Below are 20,354 nucleotides of genomic sequence, written 5' to 3' on the forward strand. Positions count from 1 at the left end.
ATCTTTTTATAATTTGTAAAACACACCATTAAATATCCAAATAAAAACCCAGTGATTTCATGCACACATACTGATATCACTGGGTTTTATAAGTTTAACATTTTGTATGTTTTGTAAAACTAATTTTCTTTTGGAAGTACAATTCTTTTATACAATTGAACTGTAGTAAAATAGTAAATCAAGTAAATTACTACAAAAATAATAATTGGTACCCAAATACGATTGTACGGATCAGGCAAAAGAACGCTGAACATGTTCATACCAACTAATACGTGAACAATACCCACAATTGCTGGGACTAAGAATACAAAGAATAACTCCTTATAAATTGATTGTGCTAATAACTCTTGGCGAACACCGATTTTACGAAGCATTTGATAACGTGTACAATCTTTGAATGCACCAGACAGAACTTTAAACATCAAGCAACTTGCCATCATTGCTAAGTACGCAATTCCGACGAAGAAGCCCATGAACATCAATCCACTTAACATACCATGAAGAGAATTATACATTTGATATTTACTCTTCAGTTCTTCAGGTTTCATACTTGTATATTTAGCTAACTGTAATTCGTCAAGTTGTTTCCATTCTTTTAAATATGATTTAAAATCATCTGTTTTCCCCATAAACATAGTACTTTCTGGACCCTTTATACTATGATACATGTTTTTGTCTACAATTTTTATTTTATGATCAGGATATATATACTTTGGCTGGATTGTTTGGAAAGCGTCGCTCCATTGTTGCGGTGTCTTCTTCACGTTTGCACCAATTGGCAACTCTTCTGAAACTCTCTTTGTTTTCCCAAACTCTGCTCTTTCATTTTTATTTTTCAATACTAAAGGACGATTTTTCTCTAAATCCTCTTTTAAATAATAAATCGACTGACCTTCTATTTTGTAATGATATTCAAGCTTCTCTGTAAATAAGATAGTATTCAAAATTTTCTTTTCTTCAGCTGTTGGATTATGAACGACTGAATCGTAAATTTCACTACCATTAACTAGTTTTATTACGTTGTTTTTAAATGCCATACCACACGCAATTCCGCCAGTGCCAAGAGCCACTAAGATTGCTACCGTGGCAAGCACATTTGTTAGGCCGTTAATGCGGAAATTTAATTGTGCAAAAGTAAAAGCATTGAGACCTTTTTCACTACGTTTTTTATTACTCTTTAACTTATTAATCATAACTGGGAGAAGTGATCCAAATAACATGTAAGTACCAACGGTTGCTGTGATTAATCCAACGGCCATTAATCCCAGACCCATTAGCGGGTTTGCATATTTCATATAGATTAGTGATGCATAACCAATACCCAATAAAATCACACCAAGGATTGCAACTACAACTGTCATTTTTCCTTTTATGGCGACACGTTCTGTTTGTTCATCTGCATGTACAAGTTGCAGTACAGAAATACGAGATAATTTAATACTATTTATAATTGCCGATAATACAAATAGTGCAAAGAAGAAGACGCAAGTAATAGCTATAGATGGCAGATAAAATGCTTTATAACCTTCGCCAGCAAACTCGAGTTGTTTCATTAATAGCTGACCGATACCTTCTGCGAGCCCTACACCAACTGTAATTCCAATCACAAGAGATGCGGCACCTAATATAATTGTTTCGATAAACATAAGTAAGGTAACTTTATGCTTTTTTGCTCCTAACATCATATACATACCAAATTCTTTTTGGCGAAGAGATGATAAGAACGAGTTTGCATATAAAATATAAAAAAATGTGATAAACGCTAACAAAAAGGACCCAATTTTAAATACAGACACAATATCCCCAATAGAAGAGTTAGATTCAAGGAACGCCTTATTGAGTGCTAATGTTTGAAACATATAAAAAGTTGAAATAGAGACAATAAGACCAACAAGTAAGACAATGTAATCTTGCAACTTACTTTTTAGGCCTGACATGGAAAGCTTAAATAACATGATTGAACTTCCTTCCTTACGCTTTTTGTGTGCCTAAGTCTGCAAGCACGTCTAAAATTTTTTTATAAAATTCATCACGTGTACCACCGCGATGAATTTCTTTATATAGCTCACCATCTTGAATGAATAAAATACGCTGACAGTAACTTGCACTGTACGGATCATGCGTAACCATCATAATAGATACCCCTTGCTCTTTATTTAAGTTTGTCATCGCATCCAGTAAACTCGTTGCATTTTTAGAATCAAGCGATCCTGTTGGCTCGTCCCCTAAAATAATTGCTGGTTCATGCACTAACGCACGTGCTGCTGCTGAACGTTGCTTCTGTCCACCAGATACTTCAGATGGATACTTTTGAAGTATTGCTGAAATGCCTAACATATCAGCTACTTTTTCTACTTTCGGTCCAATATTTCGTGATGAAACACCTTGAAGTGAAAGTGGAAGAGCGATGTTTTCGTAAATAGATAAGTTCTCTAATAAGTTAAAGTCTTGGAAAATGAATCCTAACTTTTGTGAACGGAAATCAGAAAGCTCACCTTGTTTCATTTTCGTAATATCCGTTCCTGCAATTTCAACAACGCCGCCCGTTGCTTTATCTAACGTTGAAATTACATTTAATAATGTCGTTTTACCAGAACCAGAAGGTCCCATAATTCCGACAAACTCACCCTCTTGAATTGAGAATGAAACACCTTTTAACGCGTGTGAGTGATTCTCACCTTTTTTACCGTACACTTTTTGGACGTTTTTCACATCTACAACTGGTTTTGTCATATATATCCTCCTACGTTTGTTTTTTCATTTCTTTAAAATAAGCTGCTATTCTTATTTGCTTTTAATAAAATTTTCATGTTGCATCCACCTTAAAGCTAAAATGAAAACTTTCTTCTTTATCTACTTCACTCACCTCATCGCTTTCAATATATACATGATAAACTATGAAAATTAGAAAACACCCCGTAAAAACCTTAAGAATTCTTAAGATTTTATAAAAAAAAAGCTTATGGAACCTGTAATTCCATAAGCCATTCTATTTGATTGGATGTTCAACAATAAAGGACATCCAGCCGTCTTTATACTCTGCATGTATATTACCATGATGAAGTTCAACAATTCTTTTTGAGATAGCAAGTCCTAGACCATTTCCCTGGTCATCTTTTCTTGCCTTATCTCCCCTGAAAAACCTTTCAAACAATTTATTTGGATCGCTAACAGGTGGCTTCTCGACTTTATTTGATACTTTTAAAATTGCTTTGTTACCTATTAGTTCAAGACTTATTGATAATTCGGATGGTTTCATGCTGTACTTTATCGCATTCATAAACAGATTTTCATAAACACGTACCATTTTTTCTATATCTATGAAGATAGGTATTGTTTCTTCCGTGATTGATTTTTGAACGATTAAACTTTCCTTTTCAAATATAGGAATGTATTCTCCAACTATTTGTTCTAACAAACCTGATAAATCAACTTCATTAAAGTTTAACTTAGTATCGATGCCTGATAAACGGGTATACTCAAATAGTTCATCTATTAGATATTTCAATCTCTGTGATTTTAAATATGTGGTTTCGAGATACTCCTGTAATTGTGTTTTACTGTCGTATTGCCCTCTTTTTAATAAATCTACATAGCCGATAATAGATGTCAACGGTGTGCGTAAGTCATGAGATACATTGGTTATAAGTTCATTTTTTGTACGTTCCAATCGCCTTTCCTGTTCAAATGTATGCTCCAATTCCTTAGACATATAATTTATATTTTGAGCAAGTTGGGTCAATTCGTCCTTCCCCTTAATCCCAATTGTCAAACCCAGTTTTCCATTGGCAATATCATTCACATTATCAGAAATGAGCTTCAAATATACTATTTTCTTTCGAACCAATATCAAAAAAATTATTATAAAAGTAAAGATTGCGAACGCGATTAAGAAGAATATTGCGAAATAGAATGCAAACATACCCAAACGGTCGTATTTTATAAATAATGGTACTATGATGTATAGAAAATTGAGGATTGTTAAACCAAACGAAGCAAAAAAACTAACTGCAACAGCAACAAGAAGTTTTATAATTATTTTATTTCTAAAACTAACCCTCTTCATATTTTATACCCAATTCCCCAAACAGTTTTAATATAAATGGGATGTTTAGAATCCTCTTCGATTTTGTCTCTTATTTTTGTAATATGCACCATGACGGTATTATCTGATTTATAAAAAACCTCTTTCCAAACGGCTTCATATATTTTTGCAACACTCAGGACAATCCCTTTGTTACGGGCAAGTAGTTCGAGAATATCAAACTCTTTTGGAGTTAGCCTTGTTTCCTTTCCCCTTACCCATACTTGACGTGTATCTGTATTCACGGTTAAATCACCAATTTCTAGGATGCTTTTATTATGATTTATTGACGTATTGTATTTTTTAAACCTTCTTAATTGGGATTTTACCCTAGCGATTAATTCCAATGGATTAAACGGTTTTGTTAAATAATCGTCTGCACCAGAGGCTAGACCCTGAATTTTGTCTATATCCTCAGATTTTGCAGATAGCATAATGATAGGCATATTGCGGTCTTCCCTAATCTTCATACACGCTTCAATACCATCCATATTAGGCATCATAATATCTAAAATAATAAGATCAAACTCCTTTTCTTCTAACAGTTGTAAAGCTTCCATAGCATCTTCTGCCTTTTGAGTTTTCAGACCTTCATTTTCCAAATAAACAGAGATAAGATTTCTAATCTCTTTATCATCATCGACAATAAGAATTTTTGACTCCATATGATTCCTCCATATTTTTTCTCGTATTAAACAGCTAAAGACATAAGCAGGTGAGACATTTCTATCTTCTCTTTTTCTTAAGCTTGCAAACGGAAGACAAGAAATAACATAATGTATATACGTAATATCGTTCTCCCTAATATATTGTTCAATATTTACTACTGATCCATATACAATAAATAAGTTCCCTTTTTCTTTAACTTTTGCTTTTAGTAAAAAAATAAAATTCCTTATTATTTTCCACTAATTAAATAATTGTCTTGAGATTTCTTCTTTTAATTAATTTTTCTGTGAATACACCTGTACTCAGTCCATATTTGACAATGTAATTTACTTTCTTCAAATTAATTCCTTCAATTATTTTGTCTCCAAGAAACCTTAAAATTGGAATGGCTGCACCAACTGATTTTTAGTGCATTATATACAGAAATAAGAAAGCGAATTGTTTTCATACCTAATCATCCCACAGGTTTGAACTCATAATCATACTCTAGAGTCCAAACCTTAAGAAAAAGGGGCAAAAGTTCTTAAGAATTCTTAAGCTTTCTACAGCATTTTGTCATAAGAATATATGACGACTCTCGAAATGTTAGCGGTATCCCCAATAACACTTACTATTCGTCAATCCGAAGGACAAAAAGAACTTGTAGGAATCCCTACAAGTTCTTTTTTAAATAATGTAAAAAAGTTAAAACAAACTATCTCATAATTTGAATCGGAGCAAACACTATAACCACGGGTTGATTATAGTATACAAAAAATATTAATATATGACCTTTATATATTTGAAAATTATGTGAATTTAGAAAAGAATAACAAACAACGATCTTGACTCCATAAAAACTCTAATTATACATTTTGAATAAAACACTGTGAACTACTCGCCACTTAGCAAAGCTTGAAGTGGGAGCTTCTCAGTTCCACGACGAAAGTACCCTTTCGTCTCCCTGAGCGTTACTTCGGGGTGTTCCCCCCCCTAGATGTCCAACGCTTGGACGCTCTTTTGGTACGGTTGATATTTTACGCAGGAACCGAATGGCTTGGTTTTCGCACTCTATTTTCTTCCTGCAACCTCATATATCAAGTTATCAAAGAACTTCATATAGCTAGTTTATCAAAAGTTTTTGGCTATGCCAAACCGAAATTCATCTCCCATCTACCGCTGGGCTACGCCCTTCACACGCTTGAGGAAGGAGAATTCTTTCGGGGAATTCGTTAAAATTAGCTTCTCTTTAACAATCTTTTTTCTCTGATGATTTATGTTTTACTCTATAAGAGAGAGCGGTAACTTGTTGGGAATATCTAAAACATTTTTCAGATTTTTCGGAAATCCATTTTGAAACAGGTCTTAGTAAACTATTTATGCTGACAATAAGAATGGTTCCTGTTATAGCTATAAGTAAATAGCCGCTACCTGCTAATGTTCCTACAGCCGCAGAACACCATAAGGTTGCTGCGGTATCCAGTCCTCGAACTGTCAATCCATCTTTCATAATAACTCCAGCACCTAAAAAACCAATCCCGCTTACAATTTGAGAAGCTATTCTTGTAGGTGTATTATCAGTTGGAGTGAGTACACTTAATAGTACAAAAAGTGCAGCACCAACGGAAACAAGTACATTTGTACGTAATCCAGCAATGCAATTGTGCCATAGACGTTCTAAACCAATTATTGCTCCAACAAGTATTGCTACAAGTAACCTGAGTAGAATGTCTAGTTCCATATTTCTGTCTCCTTAATTTCCATCCTTAATGATCATCATGCTCTAAATTGACTTGTTGTAATGGAATCACCTTTGTTTTTTTTATAATTTTATAGCCGAACCAAAATACAAGAAACAGCAGTAAACCAATATAAGTAGCAAGTACTTCATACCAATCGACATGTGACCCTATAATGACTGAATAATTCTGTCCTAAAATAATAATAGTACATATTACAAAAGCTAAAATAGGACCGATAGGATACCACTTTGCTTGATACGGGAGCTTATTTAAATTCTTTCCTTGATGTAAAAAAGCCTGTCGAAAACGATAATGGCTTATAGCAATCCCTAACCATGCAATAAATCCACAAAGTCCCGAAGCATTCAAAAGCCATATAAACGCTTGCCCTTCTCCAAATAAAGAAGCTGCAAACGCTACGATTGCCACAGCCGTTGTCATAAGTAATGCATTAATAGGAACACCTTGTTTATTTACTTTTTTTAAACACTTTGGAGCTTTCCCTTCTCTTGCCATTACCCATAACATTCGGGTTGCAACATACATTCCAGAATTACCAGCTGATAGAACTGATACCAAGATAACTGCATTCATAATAGAAGCTGCAAATGCGAATCCAATTTTCTCAAATACTAATGTGAAGGGACTCATTGTAATATTACTAATATCATTGTTAACTAGATTCGGATCTGTGTAGGGAACTATGACTCCAATTACGCAAATGGTAAGTATGTAAAATAAGAGAATTCTCCAAAAGATTTGCCGCACAGCTTTTGGAATATGCTTTTCAGGAGCTTTACTTTCTCCAGCTACAATTCCGACCATTTCTGTACCTTGAAAGGAAAACCCCGCAATCATAAACACACTAAAAATAGAAAGAAAACCTCCATGAAAGGGTGCATCTCCAATTGTTAGATTGTGAAATCCAATGGGATTTCCTTTGAAAATTCCAAATATCGTGGCTATTCCTAACATAATAAACACGACTATAGTAATAACTTTTACAAGTGAAAGCCAAAACTCCATTTCTCCATAATGTTTCACTGAAAGAATATTAATTCCAAACATAAACAGGATGAATAACGCACTCCAAAGAATAGATGGACTGTATGGAAACCAATATTTCATAAGAATAGCTCCTGATGAAATTTCAACTGCAAGAGTAATAGTCCAGCTAAACCAGTAATTCCAACCAATTGCAAAACCAAATGCAGGATCTACAAATTTAGAAGCATACGTACTAAAAGAACCCGATGTAGGCATATACGCTGCCATCTCTCCCAAGCTGGTCATCAACAGGTAAACAATACACCCCATCAACAAATAAGCTATAATTGCTCCACCAGGTCCTGCTGTATGAATCGTATTTCCGCTTGCTATAAATAACCCAGTCCCAATGCTTCCACCTATAGAAATCATTGTTAAATGTCTCATCCCTAATTCTCTTCTTAATTCAGAAGGCTGGGAATTAGAAGGGAAAGAAAAAAGTGGATTTTTCGTTTTTATGGGTGTCTCTTTCAAGTGCCTCATCCTTTTTTGAATTATTTTCCAGAAAAAGAGTATAAAAAAAGACACCAAAGTTCACCCAGTGTTTTTAAAAGTCACCATAGTATCCCCTCTCGAAACGCTTACGAGGTTAGCTGTCGGATTCGGGCCTTGAGAGTAGCCCTACCTTCATTTAAGAAGGATTCACCCCAAGTGCAATCGCACAAAATTTGGTTCCCCCGCTCCATATGGATTCAGCGAATAGTGATATGAATTTATGTACAATATATTACTCCTATGCCCTCTTGTTTGTAAACAAGAAAATAAACGTTTTTTCAAGGGTGGATTTTTCGCGCTGTACACTTTATTTATAATTTGAATTCTTAAATTAAGTTACATACTTTAAAAAAAGTGAGAATTACAAGTATAGTAATGCATGAAGAAGAGTTTGAATTAAATAAAAATACTGTGCCACATTTTTATTGAGTCTATTATCTACTAGTGTCTTTACTATTTTTAATTACATGGACTACTGATAAGTGGGGTTATGGTAACTAAGTATATATTGTTTTCGTATGGGGAGGGTATAATTTAGAAAATACATGTTAATCAAAGTTAGGAGGGAGTTCATGGGAAGAGAAGTATTATTTGATAATCAAAGTGTAATTTTAAAGTTAAGTGGGGTAACAGGGTTCTTTGCTTTAAAATTAAAATTAGAAATTCCTTATAATACTATTAAGAATGTATATGTACAAGGACAAAAATATCTAAACTTTGACGTATTTGTTGAAGCAAAAAACTATAAACTAAATGTTTAAAGATCTACAGAATAACATTATTTTCGTTAAAAAAGAAATTGTGTTATTTTTAGAACAAAAACGCTATTTCTCTAATTGGAATTTTCTGTGAGAAATAGCATTTTTGTTCAAAATATGCAATTATCTATGGTAATCGGATTTCTATGTTTACTAAATTACCTTGGAAATTTAATTTCTCTTGTTGAATTAATTTGTGAACACGGAAAGTTAAATAAGTATCACCTATACGTTGTTCATTCTCCCCCATCACTTTTCCAACAATACGGATCGCACGTTGATATTCATTTGACGTATTATCCAAGATGGATACATCATAATAATCTTCAGATACAGTAGTTAGTTGTCCATTTACTAATATTCTTAAGACACCATTCGTTTGGGAGTGTTTTTTCCAATCTTGTATTAAACTTTGAACTTGTTCTTGAGACAATTTTTTTTTCGTTTGAATGGCTTCTAAAACCAGTTCAGAAGGCAATTCACCTAAACTTTTTAGTACATGTGGAATTTCTTTGTCCTGTAAATCACGCACTGTAAATTCAATATGATGGCTAAAATCTGTAACATTCACTTCTTCAACCTGCATATTTTTATCATGAAGCAGTGATAAAACAAACCTTACACCAATGACATCAGATGCATTTTCGCCATACCATAAGATTACTTTACTCCCACTTGGAACCTCTTCTACAATTTGCGAATTCTGTTTAAGCGTAGTTTCAATCCAATCTAAGTAATCTAAGTCTGAAGTGGGGCCAACTGTTGTTAACACCTCTTTTAGCCATTGTTTTCTTTCTTGCATTCCTTCAATAGAATCTAATTTATAAATAGGACCTATCGAAAAATCCTCATTAACACAAATCACTTTTTCATTTTTGTACTCATTTCTTTGTTGAAAAGCATTCTTTAAATTTCCATATGCAGAATCTCCAAAGGTAATATGTATAACATTCATAATATGTAATCTCCTTATTAACTTAATACAGCTATTTTTCTCTATATAGATAGGATATATGAGAATTCCTCTTACTAAAGTTATTATAAATAGCTTACAAAAAAATAACTACCAAAATTACATTACACTTTTGTAAGGTTGACGATTTCCTATCATTGCAGATGATTTTATCTGTAAAAAAATTGAAGGTCTTGTTTTTAAAGTTTTAAAGTGACATTTATCATCCTATAACGAAAATTATGTAAATACGCCTCCCTCCTTCAGTAAGCAAACAGATGTTTTTTTAGATACATTGAATACAGAGAATACTGGATTATGTTAATTGAAATATATGTGTTATTCATAAAAAAACGTAATCCTTTTTAATCTAGCTTGTTTAGAAAGAATAACGCTTTTTGACACTTGAGGGCAGTGAAGATTTTTAAGTCGATGGGCATGTGGCGGTACCCCATCGCTATCAAGCTAAGCTTTTACAAAGTCAATTTTAGGCGAGATTGTTTCTTTTTTCTAAAGGGAAAGTGTAGGTGATTGAAAGATTTGCATACGAAATAAACCCTAACGGGTTTCACTTTTTTGAATTAAGCGGCTTGATTGTCCGACATAGTACAATTGTAAACGACACCTAATATATCAAAGACCGTTTTCTTCTTATATCGATGAGATTTCCGCCCGTTTTGCTGTAGGAGATTGAACAGACGAAGTAACACTTTTGATAGCTCTTGGGTGTTTTTTTGTATAGTTTGGAATAGAAGAAGAAAATAGTCTTTAATCATATATATGGCTGTATACTCACTAAGCTCTCGTTTTTTCTTCATGAGGAGCAATTGGCGCATTTGAAACATGATAGAAGAACAGAGTAGGATGGCAATCAATTGACCATATAAATGGCACTCCAATCGTTCTGGTTTTATCTTTTTACAATGATGGATTTGAAAGAATGACTTCCACGTTTTAAATAAAATTTCGATTTGCCAACGCAAAGAATACCAGTCATGTACCTGTCCCATCGGGACAATATCTGTAGAGGTGTTTGTCATATATACATTGATACCACTGAGTCGTTTACTACGAGGAGAATACTTCATTCCTTTCTTTTTTTCTCTTACAGCTTGATCTTGTAATCGTTTTTGTTGCTATTGTTTTGTTAATCGATGAACAATTACACGAGCTGGCACTTTATCAATCATTCCTACATAAGCATCAGCTATTTCAAATGTTTGTCCTGGTTGAAGGGAGTTCATTAACGTCTCCATATCTATCTGTATATACTCCGTACCTTTCTTAATTCTTCCATCTTGAAAATAATCAGGGTTAGGATTTTTTTGATAAATACGTGTATTCGACTTGATACGAGAGATATAGTAGGCCTCTTTATCTTGTATATATTGAAGGTCTTTTAAATGAAAATAGCCTAAATCTCGGATACATAAATCATTCGCTGTCACAGTTGGGGCACACAGGGAACCGTAGGTTCGATCATGTTGTTTCCCTGGACCTGTATGAATATGAAGGAACTGTCCACTTAATAAATCATACTCAAGCTGAATCTTTACTCCCGCTGTATGGCTGCATCCTCCTGCACCTGGATAAACGGATGAAAAAGGATCTGGAAGTTGAAATGCAGTTGAATCTAAAATACGAATACGCTTGAAAACAGAAGTATATGGAGAAGAAATCGGCATAGATGAGGTTAATTTTTTGTTTAATAGTTCGGCTAGTAGGTGTTGTAAAAGTTGGACGGCCGCCTTATTAAACCGTTGATTCAGTCCCTCAGGACTGATGAGTACTTCTGTTGATGCTTCTAAACAGCTAGATAACTGAGTTAAAGAAGTCATAGCTACATTTTGGCTCACCCATACACATAAAGCTACTAAATCTTTTGCTTGATACTTACTGGTTCGTTGTACAAAACCAACATCTCTAGCAAGATCCCGTAAGGTATTTGGAGATAAAAAGCTTTGGATCTCTTGAGCAAATAGTTGTAATTCGTCAGACACAGAAACAGACATAAAAAACGCCATCCTTTCCTATGATTCTACAGAAAGAATAGCGTATTTTTTCATTTTAGGGTGACATTTCTTTTTATTAGCTTGATAGCGATAGGATAGCACCACATTGCTGTCAAGCTATGCTTTTAAAGTACTCCCAAAACGAAAAATTGTACATATGGGTTCAAAATAAAGTCACGATGTTTTAAATATGGATGCAATGTTTCTATTAATAACTGACTAAATCTGATTCAATAACGCTTGACTGAATTAAGTTCAGTCATTTATCATTGAATCAGATTCAGTCGTAAAAATAATACGGTAGGAGATAAATTATGAAAAGAATATCAAAAGAACCTGATATAAGGCGTCAAGAATTAATGGATATAGGTTTTGAACTTTATATGAAAAACGGTATGGGAGGATTTAGCATAAAGGATGTCGTTAATCATGCAGGTGTAGCGACAGGTTTATTTTATTATTACTTTAAATCTAAAGAAGATTTTGTTGATGAGATTTTAAATGATTTTATTGTAAAAAATATAGAAATAATTCAGCAAATACTTACTTCGAATGAATTGCTCGTTATGCAAAAAATGAAAAATTCTCTAGATATATTTTGGACATTTGTTGAAAAACTAGCACCATACAAAGATGCGAGTTCATTTCAGACAGAACAACATTACCTACTTGAGCAAAAATTATTCATGCAATTACGCCCACTAATTCAGCAGGTAATTGAAGACGGGGTGAAAGTGGGGATTTTCCACACCGACAACTCATTTTTAACTTCTGGATTTATTTTATATGGTCTTAGTAGTATTGCCCATTCGGAGATAAATTTAAATCTTGATACGAAGAAAGAGATGATTAATCTAATATTAACCACATTAAAGTACGATCAAAAAGAAGATATCTAAAATAGCACCATGGAAATTCTATTCCTAGATATGTTTTAAAGAAATACTTTGGTTTTATTCAGTAAACTGACTAACAATAAGTTTGAAAAACGATTGTTGGAAAAACAATTGATTAAGAATACAGGAGAATTAATATGAAAATTTATATTGAAGGAAAAAATATTTCCAATGAACAACTTACAAAATGGAAAAGAAAACGTATTAAAAAGACTTTTCGTATACTGGGGCATAAAGAGTCACAAATAAAAGATACGGACGAATTAGTAAAAAAACTAACTGAACTAAAGATGCGTTATTCCTATAATGAAATGTACGATAAGTTAAAATCTAAACTTAGTCTAGGCGAAATGATTATGCGTCTCTGTGTTACTTTTTCTGGAAAGAGACGAAAATTTTCCAAAACAGATTTCCACTTAGATGGAATTACAGCAGAGGACATTTCACGTGAATTTGATAATCTTATGCTAAAGCAATCACCAGAAAATGATCTAGTAAATTTATCCGCTTGCCCAGATCATTATGTATTAAGACCTATAGAAGAAAATGGACAAGAGGTCATTGAATTTACTGGTAATTCTCCATTTCCTGTTCAATTCTTCATTGTTTATGGTGACGAAACAGGATTAAAAACACCTAGAGACAACTCTTATCAGTACCAATCTGCAGGTGTTGCACGTACGAAAGACGGTACTGTTATTGGTGGAGTTCGACACCAATTCAAAAATACTAACAAGGGGGTTGAAGTAAGAGCTAGTGTTGAATTTCCAGCACTTTGTCCTAATAGCCTTATTAAATCTCATCAAATGCATTTAGCATGTGAGTTTTCTTATTGGCTACAATGGATAAAAGATCAAAAAAATTAATAATGACAGAGCCTTCTTGAAATAAAAAACATAAGTTTTTTAAATGTAATTAATCCTGAACGTATTGTATTCATTATATGTGACGACGACTGTGAAATAATTAATGTCGTCGTTTTAATTTTTTTAAAAGAGAATATTTCAGTGGAAAAGACTGAATTTTAATTCGATAAAATAGGGGGGATTTCTATGTTTGCAATACTTCTAGCTATAAGTTTCGGAGCTATTTTTGCTGTGCAAACAGCCATTAATGCCAAATTAAGAAAATTCGTGATTTCTCCGTTTTTAGCTTCAATGATCTCATTTGGTGTAGGACTAATTTTCTTACTTATCACACTATTAATTAGTGGTTCACCATTAGGTATTCCATTAGACTTATTTCTGAGTCAACCAATCTTTATATGGCTGGGGGGAATTGGTGGTGCAGTTGCTTTAACGACCAATATACTTTTATTCCCTAAATTAGGTAGTGTACAAACAGCGATAATGCCCATATTGGGAATGACTTTAATGAGTATGTTAATAGATAATTACGGTTTGTTTAATTCAATACAGTATTCTTTTGGATTAAACCGAATCTTCGGTGTGGTATTAGTTTTAATAGGAGTCTTTTTAGCTATAGCTATACAAGAGACGAAAAATAAAAAACAACCTTCTCAAACAGACAGGGAAAGCATGTTAAATCAATGGATTTGGCGTATAGTAGGTATAATAGCTGGAATGTTACTGGCTATACAAATTGCTATCAATGGTCAATTAGGAAAGGTTCTTCATTCTTCTTCACAAGCAGCCTTTGTTTCATTCTTTGTAGGCACCATTACCTTAATTATAATTGCCGGGATAATGGATCGCTCTTACACAAATATTAAAGAACCTATTAAGCAGTCAGCTCCATGGTGGATATGGATTGGAGGGATATTAGGTGGGGCTTATGTTCTAATAAATGTATACCTCGTTAATCAAATTGGAAATGGACAAACTGTAAGCCTTACTTTATTTGGTCAAATCACTGGTAGTTTGCTGGTAGAACAATTTGGCCTGCTTAATTCTTCGAAAAATCGAGTCAAACCAATACAAATTTTCGGTTTAATTGTTATGATAGCTGGTGTTTCTTTAATCCGGGTATTTTAAAGCATTCATCAATATCTTCTTTTGGGAGTAACGAATAAGTTCAGTAGTTTTTTATATTTTTATTAGTGCCCCACGGCAATCAAGCTAAATTTTAATGTACCCCCACAATGAAAATTTTCTTTCACTACAGTTAATTACTTTGAGAAATCAGCGTTTTTTCATTTTAGGGGTACTTTGTTTTGTTAGCTTGATAGCGATGTGGCGGTACCCCACATCCATCAACTTAAGGATTTAGACTATTTTTGAAGCTAAAAGCACGTTACTGTTTTGTATCCCACTTTTCTAAACGGAAGTAGAACAATACCCCATCCTCCGTATTGGTTACACCGTATTCTGCAGTATGTAATTCGAATATGTTCTTTACAATCGAAAGACCTAGGCCAGTACCACCGCATACTCGTTTTCTTGATTTATCCACTCTATAAAATTGATCCCATATTTTCTCTATATTTTCTTCTGCAATATGCGATCCTTTATTTTCAAACCCTATATATACGCCATGTTCTTCTTCTATTACCTCTATCACAATCATTCGTCTCGCATCTGTATAACGAATTGCATTCGTAAACAGATTCGTTATCACTTGTTCCAATAAATTAGCTTTTCCCTTCACACGCACATCATCAATATTCATTTTGATTTGCAGTGACTTTTCATCAATTTGACCGTGTAAATCTTTTTCAGCCTGTTGAATAAAATCCCCCATATTGACTTGTTCCATCTGTATTTGATACGTTCCTGATTCATATTTAGCCAAATTGAGCATCTCATCAATCAGTACATTCATTTTCTCTATTTCTTTTTCTAACGCTTCCCAATAATATTGGTTCATTTCAGGCGCAATCCCGTCTTGCAACATAGATGCCGATACTTGCATGACACTGAGTGGTGTCTTCAATTCGTGTGAAACACCTGCAATAAAATCTTTTCTTGTTTGTTCTAATTGCTTTTCTTTTTCTAAATCTTCTTTCAACTGATTGATATACCCTTCCATTCTCTCTGAAAGCTGATTAATATTGGAGGATAGCTCCCCAATTTCATTTTTAGACTTTATAGAAAGCTGGTCTTCAAACTCAAATTCCATGATTTTTTTGGTTGCTTCATTAATTTTCAATAATGGTTTTGTAATGATTCTTGAGTAATAGAAAGACACAATAAGCGATAGAACCAGCACAAATGCAATAATATATACATAGTAATCGCTCATTATATCTGTTGCTTTTGTAATTGGCTGTAGAGAAGACAATGAATAAATAAATTCTTTCACTTGTCCATCTTTTAATATTGGTTTAATGGTTTCTAAATACTTGATTCCATTTATACTAATCTCGTTTTGTACCCATTCTTCTCCGTTTAATTTCACTTTATCGGTAATCCACTCCGATTGAAATTGTAAAATACGATTTGCAAACACTTCGTTACTATATAATGTGTTATCAATTTTTGAATTGAAGTAAACTGGGAAACTTATTTCTTTTACAATTCCTTCTAAAAAATAATATTTTTCGCTTTCTTCTTTTGAAAAAATCTTCATCCCATTTTTAACACCTGACATCATGATTTTGTCTATTTGATAATAGGTAGGCGAGACAAACCCTCCATCATAACCTTTTATTTTTAATGTTGTAGGAATAACTATGTCTTTATTTGACCCTTTACTTGCAGTATCCATAATAGCTATTTTGGTCGTCTTATTAATTAAACTTGTAATTAAAATACTGAAATTAGGATCCATATCTTTCTTTGCATTAATTAAATTATTAAATACAACTTTAGATGTTCGACTTGGATCATTTTTATTTATCGCTTTTATATAATAATCTCCTGACGGTAATTTCTTAATATTTGCTGCTTCATCAAGCCTTGCAATCATAATGCCTTTCTGATTTTCATATGAGAGTTCTTTACTCTGCAGTTTATTTTCATCCTGTTTATAAGCTTCATAAAATGTATTATACTGTTGTAATTGCTTCTGAACATGTTCTTTTTCTTTATCTATATACAAGTAATTCATCACATACATTTGTCCAAAAAATATAACAGCAATAATCATACAGCATAATAAAAACGTTAGAAAAAACAATTGAAAAACTATTTTCTTTCTCATCTTCTGTCTACCTCGAATTTATAGCCCGTTCGAACAACAGTTGTAATATGTTTTGCCCTGTCGCCTAGCTTCACACGTACATTACGCATATGTGCAGTTAATGTTTTATCATCTCCAACATAATCATATCCCCAAATGTTCGTAATTAACGTGTCCCTTGTCAATACTTGCTCCTTATGCTGCATTAACGATAGTAAAATTTCAAACTCTGTATGTGTAAAATCTACTTTTTTTCCATCTATAGAAACAGAACGTGCCGATTTATCTAAATAAATACCACATAAATCAATGCAGTCCTGGAATTGTACAATTTGAGTTGTCTCTTTGAATAAACGCTTTGCTCTCGCTAGTAAAATAGCTGGTTTAAATGGTTTTGTTACATAATCATCGGCTCCTAGTTCAAACCCAAGTAATGTATCATCCTCATCACTTCGAGCTGTTAATAGGATAATAGGAACAGTAGAGTTCTTACGAATACGTCTACACACTGACCATCCATCCATGACTGGGAGCATAATATCTAATATGATTAAATTGATATCATCATGTGCAGTAAATAATTCTAATCCTATTCGGCTATCCTCCGCTGTTATTACTTCATATCCATCATGAGAGAAATATTGTGCTACCGCCTCTCTTATGATTTTTTCATCTTCAATAATCAACACTTTTTTCATATAATTCTCATCCGATCTATGCTTATCTATATGGAAATGGTCATGGCTTGCCTTCCCATTTGAACCCATGATTGTTCAAAATCATCTCGATTAATCGCTATATGTTTCTCTGTCTTTAGCGGATCATTAATATATACATATTGGTCATCATAATTTGTCACTACGACACTATGCTGATGATATGTCACTTTCATTTCCCCTTCGTATGTTCTCCATGTATAAAATTGATCATCGGGTAACAGTTTAAAACGAGCATTTGTTAATACCCATACAGGGAACCCTTGATCTATCGCCTCATAGATTTGCTGAGGTTCTTTGTGGCTTAAATCCTTCACTTTTTCTTCTGGGACATATAACTTTGCCAATTTTAAAATCGGTTCCACATATACACCTAATCCAGGTTTATCAAAAGTAGCCATATTCCCGATAAACCCTTTATGCATATTTCCCTTCAAACCATTTCTCTGAAATGGTACATGTTTTATTTTTGAAGCAAGCTCCATCTTGTCGACTTGCGCACCTGAAAACTGTAGTACCATTGCAAGGCTCGTTACTTCACAACCACGCATCAATTCTGGCTTTTGTAAAATCAGTGGAACATCCAATGGTCTTGCAATTTCTTTCTCTTGTCCTATAGGCACATTTTCATTTTCAACTACCACTTCATTGGCGGATTCTACAGATACATTACGCTTTTCTTCTACTTCTAATCTTTGTTTCACTTCATTTGCTAAGGCACGTTGTTTATTAGTAATTGTTGGGCTATCATTATTTGACATCTCAATACTTGTACCTAACACCACTAGAGTGAATAAACAGAATGTTGTCGTTCTAATTTTATTCATGAGTATCTCTCCTTATTACTTTCTAAGGAGAGTTTAATTTGTTCATATCTATATAAAATCATATTTATAGAAAGACAAAGTAAAATTTATATCAAGATTATATAAAAACGACTCTTACACGTATTAATCGTATGTGTAAAAAATCGTGCTATCGATATGCAATATTTACTATTTTTATGCATTGAACCATTTCATCACACATCATGAATTCAAAAACAGGGAAAAAATGCACCTACTTACAATAATGTAGTTTGCTTAATATGTTTAAAATTCACACGGTATACTTTTCATATCTGGATTGAATACAAAAGTACCGATTCAAAAGTCATACATAAACGAAACGTTTACTCGTCTAATTTAGACCAAATCCATACATCAGCATTATTTTCGTGTTGATTATTTGCTTGTTCAACTTTTTCTATATGATTCGTAGTATTCCAGCTAATTAAAGTTCCATCCTATCCTCCATATTGATTTCACTGATTCTTTTATAAATTTAATTTCTTAATACATACATCGCCTCACACGAGATTGATATTTACTAGTACACGATAACCGGTTCATAAGTGCTTAAATTATCATACACATTTTTTGCAATACTAGGAGAAAGGTTAACACATCCTCCCGATCCTCCAGTTAAATAGGCATTATTTGCCCAGTTTGTTCGCCAGCCAGCATCGTGGAATCCTTGACCGCTATTTGTGAATGGAACCCAGTAATCTACTTTAACTGCATAATCACCTTTACCTACTGCGCTACCTTTAAGTGTATACGGTGATCGTTTATAAAGAACGTACCACACACCTGGTGAAGTATCTTCACCCGTGCTATGTTTCCCAGTTACTACATTTGTTGTAACTGCTAATTTTCCATCCTTGTAAATCCAAATTTGTTGCTCTGCAATTGAAATTTCCACATACGTGTCTCCGATGCCATTATTCGATGTTGTTTCATAGCCGATCCCTTCCTTCTTCCAACCATTTCCGTGAATATTAGAAGTAGAAAGTGATTTTTCGCCTTTCTCAAAGCCTTGTTGAATTTGTTTTGCTTCTTTTTCAACATCCAGTGCCCAGCCATAGCCTTGTCCTTTTACTGATATGACCGCCCCAGAATGAGTTTTAAATGTAAAATCTTTATTTAATGTTGATTTAGCATTGTTAATTTCAGTAACCTTGTTCTTAATATTGCTCACATCGATTGTAACTTTCATATCCTTTGACATAGAGGCATTTTGAATTAAACCTTTCGCTTTTAAAGGATAAACTTCATTCTGCACTTTATAATCAACGGACTGCTGAAGAAGATTTTGTAGTGCTTTCTCCTCTTTTTTGATAATCGGATCGTCTTCTTTGATAGGCTGTATGTATACAGACTTCAAATGAATTTCGCTTCTATGCTTCTGCTTGTCATAATCTTTCAGTAAACTCGTAATGTCATACTGTTTTCCTTCAACACTTTTGGAGATAACAACTTTGCCTTGTTCGAGCTTCGCCATAGCATCTTGAGGCTCTTTTAATTTTTTATTCATAGAGATGAGCTTTTCTTCTACAAGTTTTTTCATCGTTTTACTACGATATTGATCTGCCTTTTCTGGTAACAATGAATAATTCTTTTCCTTTGAGGAAGGGAAAAGTGTCCACTGGCTTTTTAATAGTTTCTTAATTTGAGGCAAATCTTTTTCTGCAAGTTCCATTTTTGTATCTTTTTCATCTAAAATTTGTTGTTGGTCTACATAGACTTTGTTTGCTAGTCCAGATATTTTTAATTTCTGTATTGCCTGATCAGCGCTCAGACCACCGACTTTTGTGTCGTTAATTGTAACATTCGAATTGAAGTGGGTTGCCTGATAATAAATCATTCCCCCAATGAGAAGTGTGATTATACCACCACCCACTGCAATAAGATTCCAATTTGTAAAACATTTGCTTGATCTTACTCTTTTTTTATCAGCTTCTTCAACTGACTCATTTATTCTATTGTTGTTCATCAAACTTCCCCCGTTTACACCAAAGTCAATAGATTTTAAACTAAAATTATTGACTAATGTACCTTATTATTCTTAAAATCCCATTATCTTTGAACAGATTCTATCGCAAT

The 20,354-nt window shown here is 33.5% G+C and carries 15 protein-coding genes, 1 pseudogene and 1 riboswitch; of the genes and pseudogenes, 4 read left to right on the plus strand and 12 right to left on the minus strand.

Annotation, left to right across the window (positions count from 1 at the left end; genetic code table 11):
* Nucleotides 1–119: 119 nt before the first annotated feature.
* The 6 genes from ABH959_RS27865 to ABH959_RS27890 form a co-directional block, all read right to left on the minus strand.
* Nucleotides 120–1,955: an FtsX-like permease family protein gene (locus tag ABH959_RS27865; protein WP_113937238.1), complete on the minus strand. Its 1,836-nt coding sequence runs from the start codon at nt 1,953–1,955 to the stop codon at nt 120–122.
* 16 nt (nt 1,956–1,971) lie between these two features.
* Complete coding sequence (locus ABH959_RS27870) at nt 1,972–2,733, minus strand: ABC transporter ATP-binding protein (RefSeq protein ID WP_269481746.1); 762 nt, start codon at nt 2,731–2,733, stop codon at nt 1,972–1,974.
* A 256-nt stretch (nt 2,734–2,989) separates the two neighbouring features.
* Nucleotides 2,990–4,066, minus strand: a complete 1,077-nt coding sequence (locus ABH959_RS27875) for a HAMP domain-containing sensor histidine kinase (protein WP_113937236.1) — start codon at nt 4,064–4,066, stop codon at nt 2,990–2,992.
* Entirely contained in the window at nt 4,063–4,749 is a 687-nt protein-coding gene (locus ABH959_RS27880; protein WP_016093763.1) for a response regulator transcription factor, read from the minus strand. Before ABH959_RS27880 ends, ABH959_RS27875 begins: the two co-directional genes overlap by 4 nt.
* Nucleotides 4,750–5,981: 1,232 nt before the next feature.
* A complete protein-coding gene (locus tag ABH959_RS27885) occupies nt 5,982–6,473 on the minus strand; it encodes an MgtC/SapB family protein (protein ID WP_113937235.1) in 492 nt (163 codons plus the stop codon).
* Between the two features lie 25 nt (nt 6,474–6,498).
* Nucleotides 6,499–7,995: an amino acid permease gene (locus tag ABH959_RS27890; RefSeq protein WP_080448148.1), complete on the minus strand. Its 1,497-nt coding sequence runs from the start codon at nt 7,993–7,995 to the stop codon at nt 6,499–6,501.
* Between the two features lie 88 nt (nt 7,996–8,083).
* A riboswitch (cyclic di-AMP (ydaO/yuaA leader) is annotated at nt 8,084–8,229 on the minus strand.
* Between the two features lie 359 nt (nt 8,230–8,588).
* On the opposite strand from ABH959_RS27890, the gene ABH959_RS27895 reads away from it, so the two are divergent.
* Nucleotides 8,589–8,777, plus strand: a complete 189-nt coding sequence (locus ABH959_RS27895; RefSeq protein WP_002069016.1) for a hypothetical protein — start codon at nt 8,589–8,591, stop codon at nt 8,775–8,777.
* 124 nt (nt 8,778–8,901) lie between these two features.
* Here ABH959_RS27895 and ABH959_RS27900 read toward each other — a convergent pair whose 3' ends face one another.
* A complete protein-coding gene (locus tag ABH959_RS27900) occupies nt 8,902–9,729 on the minus strand; it encodes a DUF1835 domain-containing protein (protein ID WP_404493436.1) in 828 nt (275 codons plus the stop codon).
* 578 nt (nt 9,730–10,307) lie between these two features.
* Nucleotides 10,308–11,738: pseudogene (locus ABH959_RS27905) on the minus strand (IS4 family transposase).
* Between the two features lie 314 nt (nt 11,739–12,052).
* Here ABH959_RS27905 and ABH959_RS27910 point away from each other — a divergent pair.
* The 3 genes from ABH959_RS27910 to ABH959_RS27920 all read left to right on the plus strand — a co-directional run bounded on the left by ABH959_RS27910 (nt 12,053) and on the right by ABH959_RS27920 (nt 14,628).
* Nucleotides 12,053–12,637 carry a TetR/AcrR family transcriptional regulator gene (locus tag ABH959_RS27910; RefSeq protein WP_060487330.1) on the plus strand — a complete coding sequence of 195 codons (585 nt, stop codon included), beginning with the start codon at nt 12,053–12,055 and terminating at the stop codon, nt 12,635–12,637.
* A gap of 134 nt (nt 12,638–12,771) precedes the next feature.
* Nucleotides 12,772–13,500: a hypothetical protein gene (locus ABH959_RS27915; RefSeq protein ID WP_404493438.1), complete on the plus strand. Its 729-nt coding sequence runs from the start codon at nt 12,772–12,774 to the stop codon at nt 13,498–13,500.
* A 186-nt stretch (nt 13,501–13,686) separates the two neighbouring features.
* Nucleotides 13,687–14,628: a DMT family transporter gene (locus tag ABH959_RS27920; protein WP_404493440.1), complete on the plus strand. Its 942-nt coding sequence runs from the start codon at nt 13,687–13,689 to the stop codon at nt 14,626–14,628.
* Nucleotides 14,629–14,887: 259 nt separating this feature from the next.
* On the opposite strand, the gene ABH959_RS27925 is transcribed toward ABH959_RS27920, so the two are convergent.
* From ABH959_RS27925 to ABH959_RS27940, 4 genes are all read right to left on the minus strand, one after another.
* Nucleotides 14,888–16,735, minus strand: a complete 1,848-nt coding sequence (locus ABH959_RS27925) for a sensor histidine kinase (RefSeq protein ID WP_033707378.1) — start codon at nt 16,733–16,735, stop codon at nt 14,888–14,890.
* Entirely contained in the window at nt 16,732–17,412 is a 681-nt protein-coding gene (locus ABH959_RS27930) for a response regulator transcription factor (protein WP_002069011.1), read from the minus strand. The genes ABH959_RS27925 and ABH959_RS27930 overlap by 4 nt, the downstream gene beginning before the upstream one ends.
* Before the next feature lie 26 nt (nt 17,413–17,438).
* Complete coding sequence (locus ABH959_RS27935) at nt 17,439–18,257, minus strand: C39 family peptidase (RefSeq protein ID WP_033707376.1); 819 nt, start codon at nt 18,255–18,257, stop codon at nt 17,439–17,441.
* Between the two features lie 541 nt (nt 18,258–18,798).
* Nucleotides 18,799–20,244, minus strand: a complete 1,446-nt coding sequence (locus ABH959_RS27940) for a L,D-transpeptidase family protein (protein ID WP_113937230.1) — start codon at nt 20,242–20,244, stop codon at nt 18,799–18,801.
* Nucleotides 20,245–20,354 lie beyond the last annotated feature (110 nt).

This window comes from Bacillus sp. RC51 (assembly GCF_044908115.1).
Taxonomy (GTDB): domain Bacteria; phylum Bacillota; class Bacilli; order Bacillales; family Bacillaceae_G; genus Bacillus_A; species Bacillus_A mycoides.

Bases quoted from the DNA above. Each gene is read 5' to 3' on its own strand.
- ABH959_RS27865 (WP_113937238.1), bottom strand. From the start codon at position 1,955: ATGTTATTTAAGCTTTCCATGTCAGGCCTAAAAAGTAAGTTGCAAGAT.
- ABH959_RS27870 (WP_269481746.1), bottom strand. From the start codon at position 2,733: ATGACAAAACCAGTTGTAGATGTGAAAAACGTCCAAAAAGTGTACGGT.
- ABH959_RS27875 (WP_113937236.1), bottom strand. From the start codon at position 4,066: ATGAAGAGGGTTAGTTTTAGAAATAAAATAATTATAAAACTTCTTGTT.
- ABH959_RS27880 (WP_016093763.1), bottom strand. From the start codon at position 4,749: ATGGAGTCAAAAATTCTTATTGTCGATGATGATAAAGAGATTAGAAAT.
- ABH959_RS27885 (WP_113937235.1), bottom strand. From the start codon at position 6,473: ATGGAACTAGACATTCTACTCAGGTTACTTGTAGCAATACTTGTTGGA.
- ABH959_RS27895 (WP_002069016.1), top strand. From the start codon at position 8,589: ATGGGAAGAGAAGTATTATTTGATAATCAAAGTGTAATTTTAAAGTTA.
- ABH959_RS27900 (WP_404493436.1), bottom strand. From the start codon at position 9,729: ATGAATGTTATACATATTACCTTTGGAGATTCTGCATATGGAAATTTA.
- ABH959_RS27910 (WP_060487330.1), top strand. From the start codon at position 12,053: ATGAAAAGAATATCAAAAGAACCTGATATAAGGCGTCAAGAATTAATG.
- ABH959_RS27915 (WP_404493438.1), top strand. From the start codon at position 12,772: ATGAAAATTTATATTGAAGGAAAAAATATTTCCAATGAACAACTTACA.
- ABH959_RS27920 (WP_404493440.1), top strand. From the start codon at position 13,687: ATGTTTGCAATACTTCTAGCTATAAGTTTCGGAGCTATTTTTGCTGTG.
- ABH959_RS27925 (WP_033707378.1), bottom strand. From the start codon at position 16,735: ATGAGAAAGAAAATAGTTTTTCAATTGTTTTTTCTAACGTTTTTATTA.
- ABH959_RS27930 (WP_002069011.1), bottom strand. From the start codon at position 17,412: ATGAAAAAAGTGTTGATTATTGAAGATGAAAAAATCATAAGAGAGGCG.
- ABH959_RS27935 (WP_033707376.1), bottom strand. From the start codon at position 18,257: ATGAATAAAATTAGAACGACAACATTCTGTTTATTCACTCTAGTGGTG.
- ABH959_RS27940 (WP_113937230.1), bottom strand. From the start codon at position 20,244: ATGAACAACAATAGAATAAATGAGTCAGTTGAAGAAGCTGATAAAAAA.